19 protein-coding genes and 1 pseudogene are annotated in these 22,050 nt (G+C 73.0%); 11 read left to right on the top strand and 9 right to left on the bottom strand.

What is annotated here, in order from left to right; all coding sequences use genetic code 11:
• The first annotated feature begins 105 nt into the window (after nucleotides 1-105).
• The 8 genes and pseudogenes from ACZ4Z1_RS32550 (at nucleotide 106) to ACZ4Z1_RS32515 (ending at nucleotide 6,268) form a co-directional block, all read left to right on the top strand.
• Nucleotides 106-636 carry an MMPL family transporter gene (locus tag ACZ4Z1_RS32550; protein WP_468490254.1) on the top strand — a complete coding sequence of 177 codons (531 nt, stop codon included), beginning with the start codon at nucleotides 106-108 and terminating at the stop codon, nucleotides 634-636.
• Nucleotides 624-959: pseudogene (locus ACZ4Z1_RS32545) on the top strand (hypothetical protein); the annotation flags it as partial. The gene ACZ4Z1_RS32550 and the pseudogene ACZ4Z1_RS32545, both read left to right, overlap by 13 nt.
• Nucleotides 960-999: 40 nt before the next feature.
• The gene (locus ACZ4Z1_RS32540) at nucleotides 1,000-1,704 is read left to right on the top strand and encodes an ABC transporter ATP-binding protein (protein ID WP_468490253.1); all 705 of its coding nucleotides are present in this window, start codon (nucleotides 1,000-1,002) and stop codon (nucleotides 1,702-1,704) included.
• On the top strand, nucleotides 1,701-3,389 hold the full coding sequence (locus ACZ4Z1_RS32535; protein ID WP_468490252.1) for a hypothetical protein: 1,689 nt from the start codon (nucleotides 1,701-1,703) through the stop codon (nucleotides 3,387-3,389). The genes ACZ4Z1_RS32540 and ACZ4Z1_RS32535 overlap by 4 nt, the downstream gene beginning before the upstream one ends.
• 141 nt (nucleotides 3,390-3,530) lie before the next feature.
• Nucleotides 3,531-3,869: a nuclear transport factor 2 family protein gene (locus ACZ4Z1_RS32530; protein WP_468490251.1), complete on the top strand. Its 339-nt coding sequence runs from the start codon at nucleotides 3,531-3,533 to the stop codon at nucleotides 3,867-3,869.
• Between the two features lie 248 nt (nucleotides 3,870-4,117).
• On the top strand, nucleotides 4,118-4,645 hold the full coding sequence (locus ACZ4Z1_RS32525) for a GNAT family N-acetyltransferase (protein WP_468490250.1): 528 nt from the start codon (nucleotides 4,118-4,120) through the stop codon (nucleotides 4,643-4,645).
• 148 nt (nucleotides 4,646-4,793) lie between these two features.
• Complete coding sequence (locus tag ACZ4Z1_RS32520) at nucleotides 4,794-5,804, top strand: CopD family protein (RefSeq protein ID WP_468490249.1); 1,011 nt, start codon at nucleotides 4,794-4,796, stop codon at nucleotides 5,802-5,804.
• A gap of 89 nt (nucleotides 5,805-5,893) precedes the next feature.
• Nucleotides 5,894-6,268, top strand: a complete 375-nt coding sequence (locus tag ACZ4Z1_RS32515; RefSeq protein ID WP_468490248.1) for an MmcQ/YjbR family DNA-binding protein — start codon at nucleotides 5,894-5,896, stop codon at nucleotides 6,266-6,268.
• 41 nt (nucleotides 6,269-6,309) lie between these two features.
• Here ACZ4Z1_RS32515 and ACZ4Z1_RS32510 read toward each other — a convergent pair whose 3' ends face one another.
• Both ACZ4Z1_RS32510 and ACZ4Z1_RS32505 read right to left on the bottom strand, forming a co-directional pair.
• Nucleotides 6,310-8,040 (bottom strand): AMP-binding protein, encoded by a 1,731-nt coding sequence (locus ACZ4Z1_RS32510; protein ID WP_468490247.1) that lies wholly within the window; start codon nucleotides 8,038-8,040, stop codon nucleotides 6,310-6,312.
• Nucleotides 8,037-9,671 (bottom strand): AMP-binding protein, encoded by a 1,635-nt coding sequence (locus tag ACZ4Z1_RS32505; RefSeq protein ID WP_468490273.1) that lies wholly within the window; start codon nucleotides 9,669-9,671, stop codon nucleotides 8,037-8,039. The genes ACZ4Z1_RS32510 and ACZ4Z1_RS32505 overlap by 4 nt, the downstream gene beginning before the upstream one ends.
• 336 nt (nucleotides 9,672-10,007) lie before the next feature.
• On the opposite strand from ACZ4Z1_RS32505, the gene ACZ4Z1_RS32500 reads away from it, so the two are divergent.
• Together ACZ4Z1_RS32500 and ACZ4Z1_RS32495 are read left to right on the top strand one after the other, a co-directional pair.
• Nucleotides 10,008-10,850, top strand: a complete 843-nt coding sequence (locus tag ACZ4Z1_RS32500) for a LuxR C-terminal-related transcriptional regulator (RefSeq protein ID WP_468490246.1) — start codon at nucleotides 10,008-10,010, stop codon at nucleotides 10,848-10,850.
• A 147-nt stretch (nucleotides 10,851-10,997) separates the two neighbouring features.
• A complete protein-coding gene (locus ACZ4Z1_RS32495; protein ID WP_468490245.1) occupies nucleotides 10,998-11,474 on the top strand; it encodes an NUDIX hydrolase in 477 nt (158 codons plus the stop codon).
• Nucleotides 11,475-11,792: 318 nt separating this feature from the next.
• Here ACZ4Z1_RS32495 and ACZ4Z1_RS32490 read toward each other — a convergent pair whose 3' ends face one another.
• From ACZ4Z1_RS32490 to mgtA, 4 genes are all read right to left on the bottom strand, one after another.
• A complete protein-coding gene (locus tag ACZ4Z1_RS32490) occupies nucleotides 11,793-12,140 on the bottom strand; it encodes a PRC-barrel domain-containing protein (RefSeq protein WP_468490244.1) in 348 nt (115 codons plus the stop codon).
• A gap of 128 nt (nucleotides 12,141-12,268) precedes the next feature.
• Nucleotides 12,269-13,480 carry a GNAT family N-acetyltransferase gene (locus ACZ4Z1_RS32485; RefSeq protein WP_468490243.1) on the bottom strand — a complete coding sequence of 404 codons (1,212 nt, stop codon included), beginning with the start codon at nucleotides 13,478-13,480 and terminating at the stop codon, nucleotides 12,269-12,271.
• A gap of 97 nt (nucleotides 13,481-13,577) precedes the next feature.
• Nucleotides 13,578-14,420 (bottom strand): MgtC/SapB family protein, encoded by an 843-nt coding sequence (locus tag ACZ4Z1_RS32480; protein ID WP_468490242.1) that lies wholly within the window; start codon nucleotides 14,418-14,420, stop codon nucleotides 13,578-13,580.
• Nucleotides 14,421-14,489: 69 nt separating this feature from the next.
• Nucleotides 14,490-17,231, bottom strand: coding sequence for a magnesium-translocating P-type ATPase (gene mgtA, locus ACZ4Z1_RS32475; protein ID WP_468490241.1), 2,742 nt, complete (start codon nucleotides 17,229-17,231; stop codon nucleotides 14,490-14,492).
• 662 nt (nucleotides 17,232-17,893) lie between these two features.
• Between mgtA and ACZ4Z1_RS32470 the strand changes: the two genes are divergently transcribed.
• Nucleotides 17,894-18,895: an endonuclease/exonuclease/phosphatase family protein gene (locus ACZ4Z1_RS32470; RefSeq protein WP_468490240.1), complete on the top strand. Its 1,002-nt coding sequence runs from the start codon at nucleotides 17,894-17,896 to the stop codon at nucleotides 18,893-18,895.
• A 24-nt stretch (nucleotides 18,896-18,919) separates the two neighbouring features.
• On the opposite strand, the gene ACZ4Z1_RS32465 is transcribed toward ACZ4Z1_RS32470, so the two are convergent.
• From ACZ4Z1_RS32465 to ACZ4Z1_RS32455, 3 genes are all read right to left on the bottom strand, one after another.
• The gene (locus ACZ4Z1_RS32465) at nucleotides 18,920-19,090 is read right to left on the bottom strand and encodes an LmrA/YxaF family transcription factor (RefSeq protein WP_468490239.1); all 171 of its coding nucleotides are present in this window, start codon (nucleotides 19,088-19,090) and stop codon (nucleotides 18,920-18,922) included.
• A gap of 113 nt (nucleotides 19,091-19,203) precedes the next feature.
• A complete protein-coding gene (locus ACZ4Z1_RS32460) occupies nucleotides 19,204-20,418 on the bottom strand; it encodes an XdhC family protein (RefSeq protein WP_468490238.1) in 1,215 nt (404 codons plus the stop codon).
• A 34-nt stretch (nucleotides 20,419-20,452) separates the two neighbouring features.
• A complete protein-coding gene (locus ACZ4Z1_RS32455) occupies nucleotides 20,453-21,910 on the bottom strand; it encodes an NCS2 family permease (RefSeq protein WP_468490237.1) in 1,458 nt (485 codons plus the stop codon).
• Between the last annotated feature and the right edge of the window lie 140 nt (nucleotides 21,911-22,050).

The raw sequence follows: 22,050 nt of genomic DNA, 5'->3' as shown, positions 1-22,050 counted from the left end.
CACGCTTCCGACCTGCGATTTTCTCGCGAAATTGGCTTCCCTTGACGCCACGCAATCCGCGAGGCGCGTTGTGGTGGCGCCGCAGTGACGCCAAGGTGACGCCGCTTGAGCCAGGAACCGCTGCGCCACCGCACTGCCGAACTGGCACCATCACCGGGACCGCTCCACGCCCCACTGCCATGTCCCGCTCAGACCCGCGCGTTCTCGCCCTTCTCCGCCCACCAACAGGAGTCCCCCGACGCGAGCACCGACGGCGCGAGCGCCCGGATCGTGGTCCGCGCACCCGAGGGCGGCGAGATCACCGCGCCCGCGCGGAAGGCTCGCGTCGCGGCGCTGGCCGCGCGGTTGAAGCAGTCCCCACAGGTGGCCCCGGTCAGCGACGCGTACGCGACGCGGGCGGTGAGCAAGGACGGCTCGACCGCCTACGCCGGCGCTGCTCGGCTTCGCGCCGGTAAGGGTCCTCCGCCGCCAGTCTGGAGCTCGGTCTGCCAGGCGAGGGCACGATGGCCCCCCGACACCGCCCGGCGCAAGGCCTACGACCTGCTCTCGGAGTCGTTCGGCGCCGGGTTCGACGCGCCGCTGACGATCACCGTGGAGGGCCGGGACGCGGCCGAGACGGCGACTTCGTCAAGATGATCGGCTTCGGCCTCGCGGCCGCGGTGCTCTTCAACGCCGTCATCGTCCGCATGACCATCGTCCCCGCCCTGTTCGCCCTGCTCGGCAAGGGCGCCTGGTGGCTGCCCCGCCGGTTCGACCGGCTCCTGCCCGGCCCCGACGTCGAGGGCGCGAAGCTCTCCCGCACGGCCCCGGCCGGGCAGACCGCGGCTCCGCGCCACCGCGAACACGAACTGGTCGGCTGGCGGCAGGAGTTGACCGTGTCCAGGCCCAGCGGCCCGGCGCCGCTGAGCCTTCCGCGTACCCGGACGGGCACCCGGCCGGGCCCCGAGCCCAGGCCTTAAGGTCGGGTGCGACCCATCCAGCGTACGGAAAGCACTCCCCATGAAGGCCAGGACCAGCGCGAACGCGCTGCTGCAACTGCGCGGCGTCAGCCGTCGCTACGGCGACCGGCAGGCCCTGCACCCGATCGACCTCGACCTGGCCGCCGGCAGCTGCACGGCCCTGTTCGGCCACAACGGGTCCGGCAAGTCCACCCTGCTGCGCATCGCCTGCGGCCGGGACGCGCCGACCACCGGCACGGCGCGGTTCGCGGGCCGCAAGGCCGCGGAGGACGACCCGGAGGTACGGGCGCGGGTCGCGGTGGTCGGCGACAGTGTCGCCTGCTACCCCGACCTCACCGTCCGCGAGCACCTGGAGCTCGTCACCGTCGCCCATGCCGTGGACGATGCCCAGGCCTGGATCGACCAGGTGCTCGCCGACCGGCGGCTGGCCGGGCACGCCCACGCGCTGCCGGGCTCGCTCTCCTCCGGCCAGTTGCAGTCGCTGCTGCTGGCCGCCGCGCTGGTACGGCCGCGCGACCTGCTCGTCCTCGACGAACCCGAGCAGCGGCTCGACCCCGACGCCCGCGCGCGCCTGGCCGCCCTCCTGGTCGCCGAGAAGGCGGACGGGGTGGCCGTCCTGCTCGCCACGCACCAGGCGGAGCTGGCCCTGGAGGTCGCCGACCGCATGATCGCGCTGGAGGACGGTCAGGTCGTCGAGCAGGGCAGCCCGGCACAGGTGCTGGAGAAGCTGGGCGTCCGCTCATGACAGCGGAAGAGACCACCTCCCCGTACGAGACCGAGGAGCAGGCCGTCTGGACCGAGGCCGACGACGACCGCACCCCCGAGACACTCCGCTGGCTGCGCGCCAAGCGCCGCGCCCACCACCGGCAGCGCCGCCGCGACCAGGCCGTTCTCGTGTACTGCGTCGTCCTCGCGGCCCTCGGGTACGGCAGCGGCTACGCCCACCGCTTCCTGAGCGAACTGAAGCTCGGCGCGGACCACGGCAGCCTCGGCGCCGACCTCCAGCGCACCCTGCCGGCCGCCTTCGTCGCCGTCACCCTCGGACTGGCCCTGCTCGCCGCGCGGGACGCGCTGTGGCGCGGGCCGGTCGTGGTGTCCGGGCCGGCCGCCGGCTGGCTCCTCGCCCAGCCCGTACGGCGCGGGGCGGTGCTGCGGCCCGCCTTCCGGCTCTCGGCCGGGCTGGCCGTGGCCGCTGGGCTGCTGGTGGCGGTGGCCGCCGCGGTGGTCCTCCAGGTCACCGGCCTGGTGTCGTTCGGCGGCGGACTCCCGGCCCTGCTCCCGACAGCGCTCTGCCTGCCGCTGCTGGCCGTATCGCTCGGCATGGTGGTGGAGCGCAGGCCGCACCTCGCACGGTACGTACGGCGATCGACCGCGCCCGTCACCCTGCTGCTGGCGCTGAGCGCGGGCCAGGCTGCCCTGGCCGGCGCCGGTCACCGCTGGGCGCCTCTGGAACTGGCCGAACTGTGGTCCGGGCCCTGGGGCTGGGCAGCGCAGCCTGTCGTGGCCGCGACAGGCGGACCGGCACCGGCCTGGCCCGCCGCGGCCGCTCTCCTCGTGGCCGTCACCGCGGCGGCCGTCGTGTACGCCCACCGGGACGCCGCGTACGTACCCAACGCCCAGCTGCGCAGCCGTGCGGCGACGGCCACGGCTGTCACGTCCGGGGTGTTCGCCCTGGAACTGCGGGCCGCGAAACTGGCCGTCATGGAGGCCGGCGGCGAGCCGCCGAAGCGCCGGTTCCGCCTGCCGCCGCCGCGGAACCGGCACCTGGTCGTCATCCGGCGCGACCTGCTGGCCCTGCTGCGCTCGCCCGGCCGGCTGGGCCGCGCCGCCACCTGGACGGCCGCTGCCGCCGCGGCGGCGGGTCTCGGCGCGGCGACGGCGGGCGAGAAGCGCGTACTCGGCCTGGCCGTCGGGCTGCTGTGCGGGTACGCGGCGGTCGGCGCCCTCGCCGAACCGGCCCGCCTGGAGACCGACGACGTACGGCGGGCGGCCTGGTCACCGTTCCGGCTGCGGACGCTGATGCTGCATCATGCGGTCGTGCCCGCGGTGCTCGGTGCGGCGCTGGGGCTGCTCGCGGCCGTGCCGTACGCGCTGGCCGGCGCGGCGTGGACACTCCTGCTGATGCCGCTGTGCGCGGTGCCGTTCGCGGCGGCTGCGGTCTTCGGCGCGTGCCGCGGCCCGGCGCGCACGGACCTGCTGTTCGTCGGCGGCGCCACGCCGATGGGCGGCCCCGGACCGTTCCTGTTCGCCGCGTGGTACGCCGCCGGCCCGCTGGTCTCGGTCACCGGCCTCACCCTCGTACTGAACGCCGCCCTCGCACACGGCCCCGACGCGCGGTCGGCGCTCTACGTGGCCGTCATGGCGGCACTGCTCACGGCCGGGCTGCTGTTCTTCGTGGCCCGCTCGGCGGACCGCCTCGTCCGGCACTGAACCCGCGCGGGGCTGCCGGGCCCGGCAGCCCCCACGTTCCCTGACTGCCGCCGGACCGGCCGGGTCAGCGCCAGTATGATCGTCCACCGCACACGCGCCCGCCGCACGCACGTGCCGGCCGGGTACTGGAAGGAGCTTCCCATGTCCCCCGAGGAGATCGTCGACGGCCAGCTCGCGGCCTACAACGCGGGCGACCTCAGCACATTCCTCAGCTACTACGCCGAGGACATACCCGTGTACGCCTTTCCCTCGGGCGAGATCCTCACCGACCGGTCGGGCCCCGCCTTCCGCGAGCGCTACGCCAAGCTCTTCGCCGCCAGCCCCGACCTGCACGCCGAACTCGTCTCGCGCGTCACACACGGCCGCATCGTCATCGATCAGGAGCGCGTGACCGGCTTCATGGGTGACGAGGAGCGCACCGCCGTGGCCCTCTACGAAGTGGGTCCCGAGCGCATCGAGCGGGTCTGGTTCGCGATCTGACCCAACCGGCGACGGGCACGACCGCGGCTGAGGGCCCGGGCCGGGGTTCTTCCGCGGCTGGTGAACTCCGCCGGCGTTGACATCGCGCTCGACGCCGCGGACACGGTGGGCGTGGTGGCGGCACGTCATCGGCGTGGTGCGCTCCGGCTCGCACAGCCGGCGCCGTACGAGGTGCGAGCCACCGCAGGCCGGCGCACCGCAGCCGAAAATCGGCTGCGGTGCGCCGGCCTGCCTGCGACGGTGCTTCCATGAACGCAACTGAGACCTGCCCCGTCATCCGTGCGGCCGTGCCGCGCGATCTTCCCGTGCTGCGGGACATCGAGCGTGCGGCCGGAGAGGCGTTCCGTGCTGTGGGCATGGGGCGGATCGCCGATGACGAGCCGCCGTCCTTGGCGGAGTTGACCCGTTATCAGCGGGCAGGCCGGGCGCTGGTCGCCTGTGCCGGGGCGGCACCGGATGAGGCGCCGCTCGCGTATCTGCTGTGGGAGCCGGTCGACGGTAGCGCGCACATCGAGCAGGTCTCCGTGCATCCGGACGGCGCGCGGCGCGGGCTCGGCCGTGTGCTCATCGAGCGGGCCCGGCAGGACAGCGGGCTGCCGTCGGTCACGCTCACCACCTTCGCGGGCGTGCCGTGGAACGCCCCGTACTACGCCCGGATCGGCTTCCGGGTCCTGGACGAAGCGGAGATCACCCAGGGCCTTCGCGCGATCCGCCGCCGGGAAGCGGAGCTGGGGCTGGACCGGTGGGAGCGGGTGTGTATGCGGCGGGACGGCTGAACCCGGGCAGCCGCACGCCGGTGGCCTGGTCGGGTGACCCGCGGAGGTCCCCCGCTTGCCCGGTGCTTCGGCTGCCGGGGACGATCGCGGGATGCATCACGGGATGAATCCACGTCAACCGGCTTCGCGGCCCACCCCTGGCTCCCTCGTGACCGGCACCGGCGGGGGCGATCCGTCCGGCGCGCAGGGGACGACGGGCCGTACGCTCCCGCGCCTCTCCCCCGCCCGGCGGGTCTGTGCCGTCGCCGCGGCCGGCTGCGTCGTCGTACTCGTGCCGTTGCTCGGTACGGGGCTGGTGGTCGACGAGTCGTACGAGATCCGATTACCCGGGGACGGGGCCACCGCTCTGCTGCGGGCGGTCCTGCTGGCCGCGCTGTGTGTGCAGGCCGGCGAGTTGGCCGGGGCGCGGCTCGCGCGGGGTGTGCGGGGCGCGCCGGCGGGGTTGCCCCGGGGCTGGTCGGTGCGGGCCGCGTGGGTGGGAGTGGCCGCGGCCGTGGGGCAGTTGCTGCTGGTGGCGGGGAGCGGTTCGCCGCTGGCGGGGCTGTCGGGGCCGGCACTCGTCGACGCGTACGCCACCCGGTCCGGTCTGCCGGCGCTCCTGGAGGCCAACGCGTTCCTGCTCGCCGCGCTGTGTGCCGCTTCGAGGCGTCCGGGGTGGGCCGGCGTTCCGCTGGCCGCCGTCGTCTTCGGCGAGGCGCTGCGGGCCCACCCCGAGACCGGCACGCCGGAGACCGGCGTCGCGCTCACCCTCGTCCACCTGACGTCGACCGCGCTGTGGGCGGGTGGCCTGCTGCACGTGCTGCGGACGCGGCGGCACTGGCGGCACGACGGGGCGGCGGGGCGGGAGTTGCTGATGCGGTACGCGCGACCGGCGGCGCTGCTGTTCGCCGCGATCACGGTGACCGGCGTGTGCAGCACGCTGCGGCGGCTGCCGCTCGCGGAGACGTTCAGCACGGCGTACGGCCGTGTCCTGCTGGCCAAGCTCGTGCTCGTGCTGGTCGTGAGCGGGCTGGCGCTGGCCGCCCGCAGGCGGCTGCGGCGGGAGGCGGCGCTGCCGGGGGCGGCGACCGGGCCGGCGCGTGCGGAGGTGGTGACGCTTGCGGCGGTGGTGCTGGTTTCCGCCGTACTGACCGCCGTACCGCTGCCGCCCGCGCCGTGACGGCGGCCGCTGCGAGACGGCGGTGCCCCGTGCCGGCGGGTGCGGCGCACGGCCGGGGCAGCGTGTTCCGGTCGCGCGATAATGGCCGTATGTTCGACGCGAAGCGGCTGCGGGCCGTCTGCCTGGACTTCAACGGGGCGACCGAGGAGTTCCCGTTCCCCGGGCACCGTGAGGTGTGCACGTTCAAGGTCGGGGGGAAGATCTTCGCGCTGAGCAGCCTGGACGCCGAGCCGCTGAGCGTGAGCCTGAAGTGCGACCCCGATCTGGCGGAGCGGCTGCGGGCCGCGCATCCCGAGATCGTGCCGGGCCACCACCTCAACAAGCGGCACTGGAACACCGTCGCGCTGGCGGGCGCGCTGGACGACCGGCTGGTCCTGGACATGATCGAGGACTCGTACGACCTGATCGTGGCGCGGCTGCCACGTGCGCAACAGCTGGCGCTGGACTGGCCGGGCCGCGCCTGATCCCACGGCGCGCGGCCCGGCCGTACCGCTCCGGAAAGGCGCTATGCCTGAGCCGCCTCGACCGGCCCCGCGGCGCCCGCGTCCGCCGGCCGCACCGGCTCCGCCTCCGCCGCCAGCCGCTCCCGCAGCTCGATCTTCCTGACCTTGCCGCTGACGGTCATCGGGAAGGCGTCGAGGACGTGGACGTACCGCGGCACCTTGTAGTGCGCCAGGCGCGAGCGGCAGAAGCGGGCCAGTTCGTCGCGGGTGAGCCCGTCCGCGGAGTCGCGCAGGATGACGCAGGCGGCGATCTCCTCGCCGTACTTGGCGTCCGGGACGCCGACCACCTGCACGTCCGCGATCTTGGGGTGGGTGTAGAGGAATTCCTCGATCTCGCGCGGATAGACGTTCTCACCACCCCGGATGATCATGTCTTTGATGCGGCCGACGATCCGCAGGTAGCCGTCGTCGTTCATCACCGCGAGGTCGCCGGTGTGCATCCAGCGCTCCGCGTCGATCGCCTCGTCGGTACGCTCCGGCTCCTCCCAGTAGCCCAGCATCACGCTGTAGCCGCGGGTGCACAGCTCGCCCGGCTCGCCGCGCCGTACGGTCGCGCCGGTCGCCGGGTCCACCACCTTGACCTCGATGTGCGGCAGCACCCGGCCCACCGTGCCGGTGCGGTGCGCCAGGTCGTCGTCGCGCCGCGTCTGGGTGGAGACCGGGGACGTCTCGGTCATGCCGTAGCAGATGGAGACCTCGGCCATGTGCATCTCGGAGACGACCCGCCGCATCACCTCCTCCGGGCACGGCGAGCCCGCCATGATCCCGGTACGCAGCGACGACAGGTCGTACGTGGCGAAGTCGGGGTGGTCCAGTTCGGCGATGAACATCGTCGGCACGCCGTACAGGGAGGTGCAGCGCTCCTCCTGGACGGCCCGCAGGGTGGCCGCCGCGTCGAAGGCGGGCGCCGGGATGACGATGCAGGCGCCGTGCGAGGTGGCGCCGAGGTTGCCCATGACCATGCCGAAGCAGTGGTAGAACGGCACCGGCAGGCAGACCCGGTCGTGCTCGGTGTAGCCGACCGTCTCGCCCACCCAGAAGCCGTTGTTGAGGATGTTGTGGTGGGAGAGGGTGGCGCCCTTGGGGAAGCCGGTGGTGCCGGAGGTGTACTGGATGTTGACCGGGTCGTGCGGCGAGAGCTCCTTCGCGCAGGCGGCGAGCTTCGCCTGCGGCACGCCGGCGCCGGCCGCCAGCAGGCCGTCCCAGGTCGGGTCGTCGATGTAGACCACGTCGCGCAGGGCCCGGCTCTCGGCCCGTACCTGCTCGATCATCCGCCGGTAGTCGCTGCTCTTGTGGGCCACGGCGGAGACCAGCACACTCATCCCGGCCTGCTTGAGCACGTACGCCAATTCGTGCACCCGGTACGCGGGATTGATGTTGACCATGACGGCGCCGATGCGGGCGGTGGCGTACTGCACCAGCACCCACTCGGGGCAGTTGGGCGCCCAGATGCCGACCCGGTCGCCCTTGCGCACGCCCTTGGCGAGCAGGCCGAGCGCGACCTCGTCCACCGCGCGGCCCAGCTGCGCGTACGTCCAGCGGCGCCCGCCCGCCACGTCGACCAGCGCCTCGCGGTCGCCGAACCGGCTGATGGCGCGTTCCAGGTCGGCGCCGATGGTGCGGTCGAGCAGCGGCCGGTCGGTCTCCCCGCGCGCGTACGCCTCCCGAAGGTGCTCGGCGCCGCTCTCCCGGGGGCCCGGTGGGTGGCTCGGTGACCTGCTCATATCGGTCATCGGTGGTCTTCCTCTCGGTACTCGGCGGAGCCGCCGCCCTCTGCGGCGGTGCGCTCACGCAGTTCCACACGGCGGATCTTGCCCGAGACCGTCTTGGGCAGGTCCGCGAACTCCAGCCGCCGCACACGCTTGTACGGGGCGAGCACCGAACGCGAGTGCGCGAAGAGCACCGCCGCGGTCTCCGGTCCAGGCTCCCAGCCGGCCGCCAGCACCACGTACGCCTTGGGCACGGCCAGCCGTACGGGATCGGGGGCGGGCACCACGGCGGCCTCGGCCACGGCTTCGTGCTCCAGCAGTGCGCTCTCCAGCTCGAAGGGTGAAACCTTGTAGTCGCTGGATTTGAACACATCGTCGCGCCGGCCGACGTAGGTGATGTACCCCTCCCCGTCGCGCGAGCCGATGTCGCCGGTGCGGTAGTAGCCGCCGGCCATCGCCTCGGCGGTGCGCTCCGGGTCGCCGTGGTAACCGGTCGTCAGGCCCACCGGCCGGACCGACAGGTCGAGGGCGATCTCCCCCTCGTCGGCCGGCTCGCCGGTCACCGGGTCCAGCAGGACGACCTCGAAGCCGGGGGTGGGGCGGCCCATCGAGCCCGGCTTGAGGGCCTGACCAGGGGTGTTGGCCACCTGGACGGCCGTCTCGGTCTGCCCGAAGCCGTCGCGGATGGTGACACCCCACGCCTCGCGTACCCGTTCGATGATCTCCGGGTTGAGCGGTTCACCGGCCGCGACGATCTCCCGCGGCGGGTTCTTCAGGGCCGTCAGGTCGGCCTGGATGAGCATCCGCCACACGGTCGGCGGGGCGCAGAAGCTGGTGACGCCCGCCCGGTCCATCTCCGCCATCAGCCGGGCCGCGTCGAAGCGGGTGTAGTTGTGGAGGAAGACGGTGGCCTCGGCGTTCCAGGGGGCGAAGAGGTTGGACCAGGCGTGCTTGGCCCAGCCGGGCGAGGAGATGTTCAGGTGGACGTCGCCGGGCCGCAGGCCGATCCAGTACATCGTCGCCAAGTGGCCGACGGGGTACGAGGTGTGGGTGTGTTCGACGAGCTTGGGGCGGGCCGTGGTGCCGGAGGTGAAGTAGAGCATCAAGGGGTCGTCGGCCCGGGTGGGGCCCGTGGGCTCGTACGTCTCGGAGGCGGCGTACGCGTCCTCGTAGGCGAGCCAGCCCTCCGCCCCCTCGGTGCCGCCGACCGCGATCCGCGTGTAGTCACCGGGAACATCCGCGAACTTGCCGGTGTCCGCGGCCCGTACGAGCACGTGCCGGGCCCGGCCTCGCTCGACACGGTCGGCGAGGTCGAGCGGGCCGAGCAGCGGGGTGGCGGGGATGACGACGGCGCGCAGCTTCATCGCCGCGAGGGCGGTCTCCCACAGCTCGGCCTGGTTGCCGAGCATCACCACGATCCGGTCACCGGCGCGTACGCCCTGGGCGGCCAGCCAGTTGGCGGCCCGGTTCGATACGCGGCGCAGCTCGTCGAAGGTGCGGCGGGTGTGGGCGCCGTCCTCCTCGACGATGTGCAGAGCGGTGCGGCCGTTGCCGTCGGCGATGCGGTCGAACCAGTCCAGCGCCCAGTTGAAGTACGCGGGGCGGGGCCAGACGAAGCCCGCGCGGGCGCCGTCGTAGTCCTCACGATGGCGCAGGAGAAAGTCCCGCGCCGCACGGAACTCCGCGGCCGGGTCGGCGGCTGTGGCCGCGGGACCGGTGCCGGGCCCGGTCGCGGTGCCCGTTCCAGCCCTGGCTCCGGTCCTGGCTCCCGGCCCAGTCGGGTCGGCATCCGCCGCTCCCACCACGTTCACCGCTCCTCCCGCCACTTCCACAACAGGGGCAACCTCCCCCATACCGTCCGTACCACCCGTCGCACCTGTCGTATCCGTGTCCGCCATGTGTCCTCCTCATTGCCGCACCGCCTACCGTCATCGTGTAATCGGTGACGCAGGTCTCACCACCCCCGAACGGGGGGAAGCGGAGGTTTCGGCGTGCGGGTCGAATCAGAGTGCGGCGGTTCCGCCGACGTACGGGCGGCGCTGCTGCGGCTGCGGCGGACGAGCGGGCTGCCGGTGGCGTTCGGCGGGCTGCGGTACGACACCGGCCGCTACCGCATCAGCGAGCTGACGGGCGCCAGATCCGCCGCGCTGCACGGACTCGCCGTCCGGCACGGCAACGGCCTGGGAGGCAAGGCGGCGGTACTGACCCGGCCCTTCGCGGTGACCGACTACCACTCGTCCGCCGTCATCAGCCACGAGTACGACGCCGCCGTGGCGGCCGAAGGGCTGTACTCCGTGCTCGCGGTGCCGGTCGTCGTCCGTCGGCGGGTACGCGGGGTCCTCTACGGTGCGCTGCGCCACCCGGTACGACTCGGCGACCGCCCGTTGTCCGCCGCGATGCAGGCCGCCCGCGAACTGGAACAGGCCCTGCTCCTCCAGGACGAGGCGCAGCGCCTGCTGTCGGTCACCAGGCAGCCGGCGGCCGCCGGCCCCGCGGCCTGGGAAGAGGTACGGGAGGCCCACGGCGACCTGCGGGCCCTGGCACAGCGCATCACGGACCCCGCGCTCCGCCACGAGGTACTGACGGCGTGCGGACGGCTGGCGGCGGCCTCCGCTCCCGGGTGCGTCCGTACGGACGGCACGGTACTGGCGCCGCGCGAGGTGGACGTCCTGGCATGCGTGGCCACGGGCGCGACCAACGCAGCGGCCGCGGAACGACTGGGACTGCGCCCGGAAACGGTCAAGAGCTACCTGCGCTCCGCCATGCGCAAACTGGGAGTCCACTCACGGCTGCACGCAGTGGTGGCGGCCCGCAGGGCGGGACTGCTGCCGTGAGGGGCGCGCGGTGTCTGCGGCTTCTGAGTATGCCGCCGGGTAAAGCGACGGATTGTCGACCGGAGCATACCGGTTGGGGTGGGTGGGCTGATGAGACCCTGCTACGTTCCGAAGGCCCGGCTCGCACAGCGTGACAAGGGGACGGTAATGACGTACACGCCGCCGCTCCGGCCCGTCTCCGTGAAAGGCGTCGCACTCGACGGGCGACATCACGTGCTGCTGTTGCGGAACGAGCGTGACGAGTGGGAGCTGCCCGGAGGCCGCCTGGAGATCGGCAGTCCCGATGGTGCCCAGCTGCCGGACAGCAGTCCGGAGGCGGCTCTGGAGCGCGAGATCCAGGAGGAGACCGGTTGGGAGGTCGAAGCCGGTCCGCTCATCGACGGCGGCGCGTGGATCTACCAGCCCGTCCCTGGGCGACGCGTGTTGATCGTGACCTATGGCTGCACTCTGCTGACTCCCGGACGGCCGCCGGTCGTCAGCCACGAACACCGGCAACTCGGCATGTTCACCAGTGATCAGGTGCCGGGACTGAACATGCCCGACGGCTACAAGCAAGCCGTCGCCGCTTGGTACCGGAGGGTCCACGACGGTCCGGCGAACCTGGGCAAGGGCGCGCGGGTGTGACGCTCACGGCCAGGGCGGGCGCGACTTCGAAACCATCTCCGGGCTGTGGTCGCCCGTCGCCCGTATCGAAGTCTGTGACGGCGACGACACACCGAGCGCGAGGGTGCGCACCTGCTCGCCCGGTCCCGTCGGCCCCGGCATCGTCGTGGGCAGCGTATCGCCGGAGAAACGCACGGCACTGCCGCGCACTGGACAGCGCGAAATGACAAGGGGCGGGGCCCGAGGGCCCCGCCCGAAACCAGCGAACCCTGGCTCAGGGGCCGCATCACGCGACAGGACTGCCGTCCCGCGTCATGCGGCCGCCTGCGAGGAGTCCTGTCACTTGTGATGCGGCTGGTAATACGACCCCAGTTGCTGGTGGTAGTCCGGGTTGCCGAGGTGCTTCTCCTTGTCGAACTCCGGGGAGTTCTTGATTTCTTCCTTGGTGCGGGAGACGTAGATCTTGCGCTCGGCGGTGTCGACGGACGCGACGACGCCGGCCGGCAGCAGGACGTGTTTGCCGAAGATCCAGACGCCGGTGTCGACCACGATCCAGGCGGAACCCATTTCGTCGGAGTGCTTGTCGACCTTGCCGATGCTGCCGTCCGTGGCCTCGACCTTGAATCCCGCGAGGTCCATGCCGGCCGTGTGGCCGGCGGCGGCCGGGTAGCCCCAGATGTCGCTCATGGAACGCTCCTTCGCACGATCGGGACTCGGAACACGGCGCCGGGTGCCCGGCCGCGGCCCGCCCAAACGGCGGGTGCGGCACGGTGCGCCGCTTCCGGCCACTGCGCAGGTCCCTCTCGGCGGCCCGCTCAGTAGTCATCCCCGGTGAACGGCAGGTGTTCCGTCTCCAGCGCGGCGTCCAGCGACCGGGCCGCACCCGGCGTATGCTCCTCGGCCAGTCCGGCGCGCACCAGCCGCCGCAGCGGGACGCCGCCGAGGTAGCAGGCCGCCAGGTCCCGTACGTCCAGGGTCAGATCGGCCGGGTCGCCCGTGGGCCCGTACGCGGCGCCGGACGGGTCCGTCGTCAGCCGGAAGCGGCCGGCGTTGGCGGGCAGCGTGGCGTCGCGCACTTCCAGGACCAGGTCGGCGGAAGCGGCCCAGGAGCGGGTGGTCAGCGCCCGGGCCACGTCCACCAGCCGGAGCCACAGCGCGGGCAACTGGCCGGTGACGCGTACCTGGTCGCGGTCGGCGGCGAAGTGCAGCAGTGGGTCGTCGGGAGCGATCGCCCAGGCCCGTACCTTGCGCGTCAGGTCGATGGAGGCGAGGTAGGACCAGAGCGCCGCGGCGGCCGGCGCGTCGGGCGCCTCCATCTCCTCGACGGTGACGGTGCCCTTCTCCCCCACCCGGTAGACGACGTATCCGGCGGCGGGCGCGCCCTTGTCGCCGAGGACGACGATGCGCGACGGGCCGTCCTTGCCGTCGTCGCCGCCCTCGTCGCCGGAGAGCAGCGCGCGCCGCCACCACGCCTCGTCGCGGGAGAGCCGTCCGCCGCGCCGCGCCCGGCCCGCTTCGTACAGCGGCGCGAGCACGCCGACGGCGTCCGCCGGGGCGATCAGCCGCAGCGGGCGCGGGTCGGGCGTGATGCGCAGGTGCAGGGGCCGGGTGGTGTCGATCTCGACGCTGTACGCCTCGGTGGCCGGGCCGAAGCCGAAGCGGCCGTAGATCGCGTCCTCCGACGCCCACAGGCAGGCCAGCGGCCGGTCGTCGGCGGCGCAGCGGCGCCACAGTTCGCCCATCATGCCGGTCAGCACGCCGCGCCGCCGGTGGGTGGGCGCGACGGAGACGAAGTCCAGTTCGGCGGCAGGGAGTTCGCCGCCCGGCACGGAGAGGCCCAGGCGGTGCGCCGCGGCGAAGCCGACGACCTCCTCGTCGTCGTACGCGCCCACCCGCTCGCAGCGCAGCAACGCTTCGCGGTGGCGCTTGCGGGTGGCGTCGCCGGTCTTCTCGTGGAAGGCGAGGTAGGCGAGATCGAGGGCCCGGTCGACATGTGCTTCGGGGATGTCCCGTATGTCGGTGCTCACGTGAAGGACGCTAGCTCCAGGGCCCGCGCGCCGTCACCCGGTTTTACGCGACGGGCCGCCGGGCCCGCTGCCGGGGCTGCCCGGCCCGCCGGGCCCGTCAGGACCGCTGCCGGGGGCCACCCGACCCCGTGAAGAAGTCCCGCACCCGGTGGCGGCGCCGGCCGCGGTACCCGTCATCGTAGTTCCCGTCGTAATCCGCCTCCCCGCCGTCCGGGTTGTTCAGCACGGTCCAGCTCACGGCTGACACCGCGGGCTCCAGCGACAGCCTGCTGACCGCCTCTTCGAGCAGACTGTCGTCGCGCCGCTCGGTGGTCAGCTCGGCGGCGACGGTGACCTTCGGCGGCGTACCGTCGTCCCGCGACGCGCCGTCGTCGCGGCTGTGCACGGCCCGCAGCCGGAAGCCGGGGCGGCTGACGGCCTGGACGACGAGGGTCCTGATGTGCGCCTCCTCGGGCTCGGTGCACACCGCCTCGAAGTAGTAGTCGGTCGCGACCTCCGCGCCGCCCCCGGGTTCCCGGTCCATCCGCCGGCCGAGCGGCCGCAGCACCAGGTTCGCGCCCACCACTCCGGCCGTGCCGAGCGCCGCGACCACGTACAGGCCGGTGCCCGCCAGGGCGCCGACCGCGGCCGAGCACCACAGGGTGGCCGCGGTGTTCAGGCCGCGTACGCTCAGTCCGTCGCGCATGATGACGCCGGCACCGAGGAAGCCGATGCCGGAGACGATCTGCGCGGCGACCCGCGACCCGTCGTAGCCCGTGGTGCTGGTCGCGGCCGCGAAGCCGTACTGCGACAGCAGGACGAACAGCGCGGCACCGGCGGCGACCAGCGCGTTGGTGCGCAGTCCCGCCATGCGGGCGCGCCACTGCCGTTCCAGGCCGATGACCGCGCCGAAACCCAGGCCGGCGGCGATGTTGCCGGCCAGCTGCCACTCGTTCACCATGATCCGCGCTCCTCATCCGTGCGCCGGGGCGGGGCCGCCCGCGGGCGGCCCCCTTGTCTCTTCGGCGGTTCACAGCCAGGTGTTGAACCGGCGGATGTACCAGGTCTTCACGCCCTGGGTCAGCAGGCAGTAGGCCAGCAGCGTCCCGGCCAGCCACGGGAAGTAGCTCAGCGGCAGGGCCTGCAGGCCGAGCGCCGGGGCCAGCGGCGAGAACGGCAGGGCGATGCCGAACGCCATGACCAGGCCGGTCATCAGCAGCACCGGCCAGGTGGCCCGGGACCGTACGAACGGGATCCTGCGGGTGCGCAGCATGTGCACCACGAGCGTCTGTGTCAGCAGCCCCTCGACGAACCAGCCGGACTGGAACAGCGCCTGGTGCGCCTCGCTGTCCGCCCCGAAGACGTGCCACATCAGCAGGAACGTGGTGATGTCGAAGACCGAGCTGGTCGGGCCCAGGACCAGCATGAAGCGTCCGATGCCCCGGGCGTCCCAGGTCCGTGGCTTGCGCAGGTACTCCTCGTCCATCCGGTCCCAGGGCGTGGCGAGCTGCGAGATGTCGTAGCAGAGGTTCTGCACGAGCAGCTGGGTGGCCAGCATGGGCTGGAACGGCAGGAAGGCGGAGGCGGCCAGTACCGAGAAGACGTTCCCGAAGTTCGAGGAGGCCGTCATCTTGAGGTACTTGATGGTGTTGCCGAAGGTCCGGCGGCCCTGGAGGACGCCCTGTCCGAGGACGGTCAGGTCCTTCTCCAGCAGGATGATGTCCGCGGACTCCTTGGCGATGTCGACGGCGGTGTCGACCGAGATGCCGACGTCCGCCTCGCGCAGCGCGGCCGCGTCGTTGATGCCGTCGCCGAGGAAGCCGACGGTGTGCCCGGCGCCCTGGAGCGCGCGGACGATGCGGGCCTTCTGTACCGGGTTGACCTTGGCGAACACGGTGGTCGTACGGACCAGCGCGGCCAGCTCCGGCTCGTCGAGGAGGTCGAGGCAGGGCCCCGTGACGACGGTGCCCACCTCGATGCCGACGTCGGCACACACCCGCGCCGCGACCAGCTCGTTGTCGCCGGTGACGACCTTGACGGCGATGCCGCTGCCGGCCAGCGCCCGCAGCGCCTCGGCGGCGTCCTGCTTCGGCGGGTCGAGGAAGGCCAGGAAGCCCCGCAGGGTCAGCTCCGCCTCGTCGGCGACGCCGTACGTGTCGCGGGTGGCGGGCAGCGTACGGGTCGCCACCGCCAGCACCCGCAGGCCCTGCCGGTTGTGGTTCTCGGCGGTCAGCGCGGCCTGGCGGCGCAACGCGTCGGTCAGCTCCACGCGCTGTCCGCCGTCCACGACGTGGGTGCACAGCGCGAGGACCTCCTCGACCGCACCCTTGGTGACCATGATGTGCCCGTCGGCCGGGCCTTCGAGGCCGTCGCGCCGCAGCACCACCGACATCCGGCGCCGCGCGAAGTCGAAGGGGACCTCGTCGACCAGCGTGAACCGCGCGTCGACGACCACCTCCTCGGCCTCGTGCATCCGGTCGACGACGGCCTGGTCCAGGAGGTTGCGCAGTCCCGTCTGGAAGTGGCTGTTGAGGTAGGCGAGCTCCAGCACCTCGCGGCCCTCGCCGTCCTCGCGGCCGCGTACGTCGAGGTAGCGGTCCAGGACGACGCGGTCCTCGGTGAGGGTGCCGGTCTTGTCCGTGCACAGCACGTCCATCGCGCCGAGGTTCTGGATGGCGTTCAGGCGCTTGACGACGACCTTGCGCCGGGCCATGGCGACCGCGCCGCGCGCCAGGTTGGTGGTGACCACCATCGGCAGCATCTCGGGCGTCAGGCCCACCGCGACGGCCACCGCGAAGGTGGCCGCTTCGGCCCAGTCGCCCTTGGTGAGGCCGTTGACGGCGAACACCAGCGGCACCATCACCAGCATGAACCGGATCAGCAGGAAGCTGACCTTCTTCACTCCGGCGTCGAAGCTGGTCTCCGGACGCTCGCCGGTCAGTGAGCCGGCCATCGACCCGAAGTAGGTGTCCGGGCCGGTGGCCACGACCACCCCGGTCGCGGTGCCTGAGGTGACGGATGTGCCCGCCAGCACCAGGTTGTCGGCCTCCACCGGGTCGGCGGTCGCGTGCCGGCCACCGTCCAGGTCCCGTGTGTCGGCCTTGGCGACGGGCAGCGACTCGCCGGTGAGGGCGGCCTGGGCGATCATCAGGTCTTTCGCGTTCAGCAGCCGCAGATCGGCCGGTACGAGGTCGCCCGCGGCCAGCTTGACGATGTCACCGCGCGCGACGTCCGCCACCGGCACCTCCACGGTGGCCGGCGCCTGCGTCCGGCCGGCCCTGCGCTGTACGGCGGTGGTCGTGGTGACCAGGGCACGCAACGCGGCGGCCGAGCTGCCCGAGCGGTACTCCTGCCAGAACCGCAGCAGCGCGCTGATCAGCACCATCGCGCCGAGGATCGGGATCTTCGGGTCGAAGGGCTCCTCGTCGGCGACCTGGAGCCACTGCGCGGACATGACGGCGGCCAGCGCGGTGAGCACGAGGATGAACGGGTTCCAGAACGCCTTGGCCAGCTGCACGTACCAGCGCGGGGGCCGCTCGTGCGCGATGACGTTGTGGCCGTCGCGCTCCAGGCGGGCCTCGGCGTTCTCCTGGAGCAGACCGTCGCGGCCGGCGCGCAGGTCCTGGAGCACCCGGGCCGCCGGGCGCGCGCTGATCGCGGCCAGGTTCTCGCCGACGGCACGGGTACGGGCTTCGAGTTCGGCGGCCCGGCGCTCCCGGCGCGGGCGGCGGCCCGGCGGAGCGAGCTTCTCGGGGGTGAGCAGGCTGGTCATGACAGACCTCCGTCCGTACGAGGACACGGCGGTGCCGGGGCATGACGGCATGCCCCGGTGGCGCGCGGCCTGGCACGGGGAATTCGGCGATCGAGAGCGATCGCGACGGAACGAGAATTACGGAATTACCGGACGCGCGGAAATTCACGCACGCCGGAATGCACCGTGTCGCGGCCGCGCGCTTTTACGCGCCCGGGGTCAGGTGAACGACGTGCGGAAAGGCCGCACGGAAAGAGGGAACCGCAGGGCACACCGACCGGGACCGGACCTGACCGGGCCCCGACCGCATGGAACGCCCGATACACAGCGGTACACATCGGACGGAACCGGGTCGGACCGGGCACGTCGACCGGGGCAGGCCGGCGCTCAACGCCGACGGGCACACCGGGACATGCCGAGACCGCCCGCTCCGGCCGGTCGAAACACCGTGAATGGTGCCGTCAGATCGGCACCGCAACGCTGCGGCAAGGACTTCCTTCGGGACTCATCCCGATCACCTCCTCGCTCGCGCGGACACAAACCGGATGCCGTGCGTTCCGGCATCCTCACCACAGAATCATGCCATACCCGGCCCGCCGCCCCCTCCGCCATTCGGCCAAGAATTCCCCAAGCGTCCTCGTGAGTCACCTCACGCACGGCAGCCGGTACGGCACCATCGTCCTATGGCGACGGGGAATTCATCGGCCGCTGCGGCCGGCGCGGCACCACGGCGGCGCAGGCGGACGGCCGCGGCCGGCGCGGCCGCCCTCCTGCTCGTCGCCACCGTCCCGCTGCTCTTCCGCGCCGCCGGCTCGGACGGCGTGACGCCCGTACCGCAACTGCTCGCCTTCCTGCCCTGGCTGCTGGTGCCCGCCGGGCTGGGCCTGGCGCTGTCCCTCGCGGCCCGCTGGCGGCCCGGCCTGTGCTGGGCCGCCGCCGTACTGCTGGGCCTGACCGCGTTCGTCCGGCCGTACGGCGACGACGCCCCCACGCCGCACGGCCCGCCCCTCGCCCGCCTCCGCGTCCTCACCGCGAACCTCGAATTCGGCCGCGCCACGGACGCGCTGCTGGCCACGCTGCGCCGCGAGCGCCCCGACCTCGTCGCGGTCCAGGAGTGCGACCCGGACCGCTGCGCCACCGCCCTGGACTCCGCGGCCGTCCGCGCCGCCTACCCCTTCCGCCTGCTCGCCGGGCACGGCGCGTCCGAGGGCTCCGCCGTACTGAGCCGGTTCCCGCTGCGCCCGGACGGCGGCGTCGCGGGCGAACTCGCCATGCCCCGCGCGGCCGTCACCGTCTCCGGCCACCGCCTGCGCTTCCAGGTCGCCCATCCGATGCCGCCACTGCCCGCCTCCCTGACCACCTGGCGCACCGAACTCGGCCGCCTCCGCGACCTGGCGGCCGCCCGCGGCCGCGAACCGCTCATCATCGCGGGCGACTTCAACTCCTCCCAGGACCACGCCGCCTTCCGGTCCGTCCTGCACACCGGTCTCCGTGACAGCGCCCCCGCGACCGGCAGCCCCCGCACCCCGACCTGGCCCGCCCGCACCACCCCCGTACTGGGCGCCCAGATCGACCACATCCTGGCCGGCGGCGCTCTGCGTCCCCGGGCGGCGCGCTTCCTGGATCTGGCGGGCACGGATCACCGGGCGCTGGTCGCCGACCTGGAACTGCGCGCGGCGCGTTGAGGCTGATGGCCCGGCGGCGCTTGCTCAGTCTCCGACCGTGGCGGCGAGCAGGGCCTGGAGCTGCGCGGCGGTGCGGTCGAGGGGCTCCGTACCGCGTTCGGCGTGGCACAGGGCGACGGTGCCCTCGACGGCCGCGACGACGAGCGTGGCGATCTGCGCCGGCGCCAGGGTCCTGGTCGTGACCCGCGGCAGCATCGGCCTGTACGTGTGCGACGTCGCCCGCGCGCTGGGCGCCTCCGACGTTCCTGTACGCCGACCCCGCCCCCGACCCCGCGCACCGCGCCCTCGCCGAGAGCTCCGGCGCCCGTTCACGCCACCGAAGCCGGCCCGATGCGGTCCACCGGAGCGGGGCCGTCGTGATGGATGGGCGTGTGCGCCCCGGTGAGGGGGGCGCCGGTGCCGCCGTGGCGGTCGGCGACGATTTCGGCGGCGATGGACAGGGCGGTCTCCTCGGGGGTGCGGGCGCCGAGGTCGAGGCCGATGGGTGAGCGCAGCCGGTTGAGTTCCAGTTCGGTCAGGCCGGCGTCGCGCAGGCGGGCGAGGCGGTCCAGGTGGGTGCGGCGGGAGCCCATGGCGCCGACGTAGGCGACGGGCAGGCGCAGGGCGCGTTCCAGGAGGGGGACGTCGAACTTGGCGTCGTGGGTGAGGACGCAGAGGGCCGTGCGGGCGTCGAGGTCCTGGGTCTCCAGGTAGCGGTGCGGCCAGTCGACGACGATCTCGTCCGCGTCGGGGAAGCGGGCGCGGGTGGCGAAGACGGGGCGGGCGTCGCAGACGGTGACGTGGTGGCCGAGGAACTTGCCGGCGCGTACGAGGGCGGCGGCGAAGTCGATGGCACCGAAGACGATCATGCGGGGGGCGGGGACGGAGGACTCGACGAGGAGGCGGACGGGTTCGCCGCAGCGGGAGCCGTCCGCGCCGATCTCGACGGTGGCGGTGCGGCCCGCCTCCAGCAGGGCGCGGGTCTCGTGGACGGCGGTGCGGTCCAGGTCCGGGGAGCCGCCGAGGGTGCCGGTGACGTTCCCGTCGGGGCGTACGAGCAGGGCGCGGCCCAGCAGGCGGGCCGGGCCGCCGACGACCCGGGTGAGGGCCGCCGCTTCGCCGGAGGCGGCGGCGGCCAGGGCGGTGGTGACGGGGGTGGCGGCGTCCGGTTCGGTCTCCGCCGGTCCGGCCTGCGTACCCGCTCCGCCGCCCTCCGGTGCGTACGCGCCGTGCGGGCGTACCGGTGTGACGAGGATGTCGATGACGCCGCCGCAGGTCAGGCCGACCGCGAAGGCGTCCTCGTCGCTGTAGCCGAAGCGCTCCAGAACCGTTTCGCCGGTGCGGAGCGCTTCCTGGCACAGCTCGTAGACCGCTCCTTCCACGCACCCGCCGGAGACCGACCCGATGGCCGTGCCGTCGCTGTCGACGGCCAGTGCGGCGCCCGGCCTGCGGGGCGCGCTGCCGCTGGTGGCCACGACGGTGGCCACCGCGAAGGGGCGTCGCTGCCGGGCCCACCGGTGCAGTTCGTCGGCGATGTCCAGCATGTCGGTCTCCTTACGGATGGTTGCGGGGCGGGTGTTACTTGACGCCCAGCCAGTTCTCGATCGGGTGCAGCGAGAAGTAGACGAGGAAGATCAGACTGAGTACCCACATGAAGGCGCCGACCTCCCGCCACTTGCCCTGGGCGGTCTTGATGGCGGTGTAGGCGATGACGCCCGCGCCGACGCCCGCGGTGATGTTGTACGTGAAGGGCATCAGCACCACGGTGAGGAACACCGGGATCGACACCGATCGGTCGCTCCAGTCCACGTGCTTGGCGGCGCTCATCATCATCGAGCCGATGACGACGAGGGCGGCCGCGGCGACCTGGGCGGGCACGAGCTGGGTGAGCGGGGTGAAGAAGAGGCAGGCCGCGAAGAACAGGCCGGTGACGACCGAGGACAGGCCGGTACGGGCGCCTTCGCCGACGCCGCTGGCCGACTCGATGAAGACGGTCTGGCCGGACGCACCGGCGACACCGCCGATCGCGCCGCCCGCGCCGTCGACGAACAGCGCCTTGGACAGACCGGGCATCCGGCCCTTGTCGTCGGCGAGCCCGGCCTCCGTACCGACGCCGATGATGGTGGCCATGGCGTCGAAGAACCCGGCGAGCACCAGGGTGAAGACGATCATGCCGACGGTGATCGCGCCGATCTGGTCCCAGCCGCCGAACTCCACGTGTCCGAAGAGTCCGAAGTCGGGCGCGGCCACGGCGCTGCCGTGCAGTTCCGGCGAGGTGCCGCCCCAGTCCTTGTCGGTGAGGCCGCCGAGGGTGGTGGCGAGCACGGACAGCACGGTGCCGATGACGATGCCGATGAGGATGGCGCCGGGCACGTTGCGGGCCTGCAGCATGAAGATCAGCAGCAGGGTGACGGCGAAGAAGAGGACCGGCCAGCCGGAGAGTTCGCCGGTCAGGCCGAGCTGTACGGGGCCGCCGGTGCCCTTGCCGACGAAGCCGGCCTTCACCAGGCCGAGCAGGGCGACGAACATCCCGATGCCCATGGTGATGGCGTGCTTGAGGGCGAGCGGGATGGCGTTCATGATCATTTCGCGGAGGCCGGTGACCACCAGGAGCATGATGACCACGCCGTACAGCACGCACATGCCCATCGCCTGCGGCCAGGTCATGTACGGCACGACCTGCGAGGTCAGCGCCGCCGAGACGTTCAGCCCGGCCGCCAGGGCCAGCGGCACCTTGCCGACGAAGCCCATGAGCAGGGTGCAGGCCGCCGCGCCGAGCGCCGTGGCGGTGACCACACCGGCGCTGGACAGAGTGGCCTTCTCGACGTCCGGTGTGGCCAGGATGAGGGGGTTGAGCAGGAGGATGTAACACATCGCCATGAAGGTGGTGATGCCGCCGCGCACCTCGCGCGCGACCGTCGACCCTCTGTCGGATATGTGGAAGTACCGGTCGAGCCAGGACCGGCCGGCGGGCTGACGGGTGCCTGCACCCGCGTCGTCCGCCGTGGTCTGCGGCTCCAGGGACTGCTGGGTCATGGTGCCTTACTCCCAAGGTTCATAGGGGCCCTCGCGTCACGCGCGCACCGCGCCGCGAGATTTGGGATTCAACATCGGCCGCACGACCCGGGGGACGGCCCAGGTGCCGGCGGCGGAACGGCCGTACGGGAGTGGGGCCC

Source organism: Streptomyces sp. NPDC030165 (assembly GCF_055573595.1).
The sequence above is the reverse complement of the archived record's forward strand: the minus strand, read 5'-3'. Positions and strand labels throughout refer to the sequence as shown.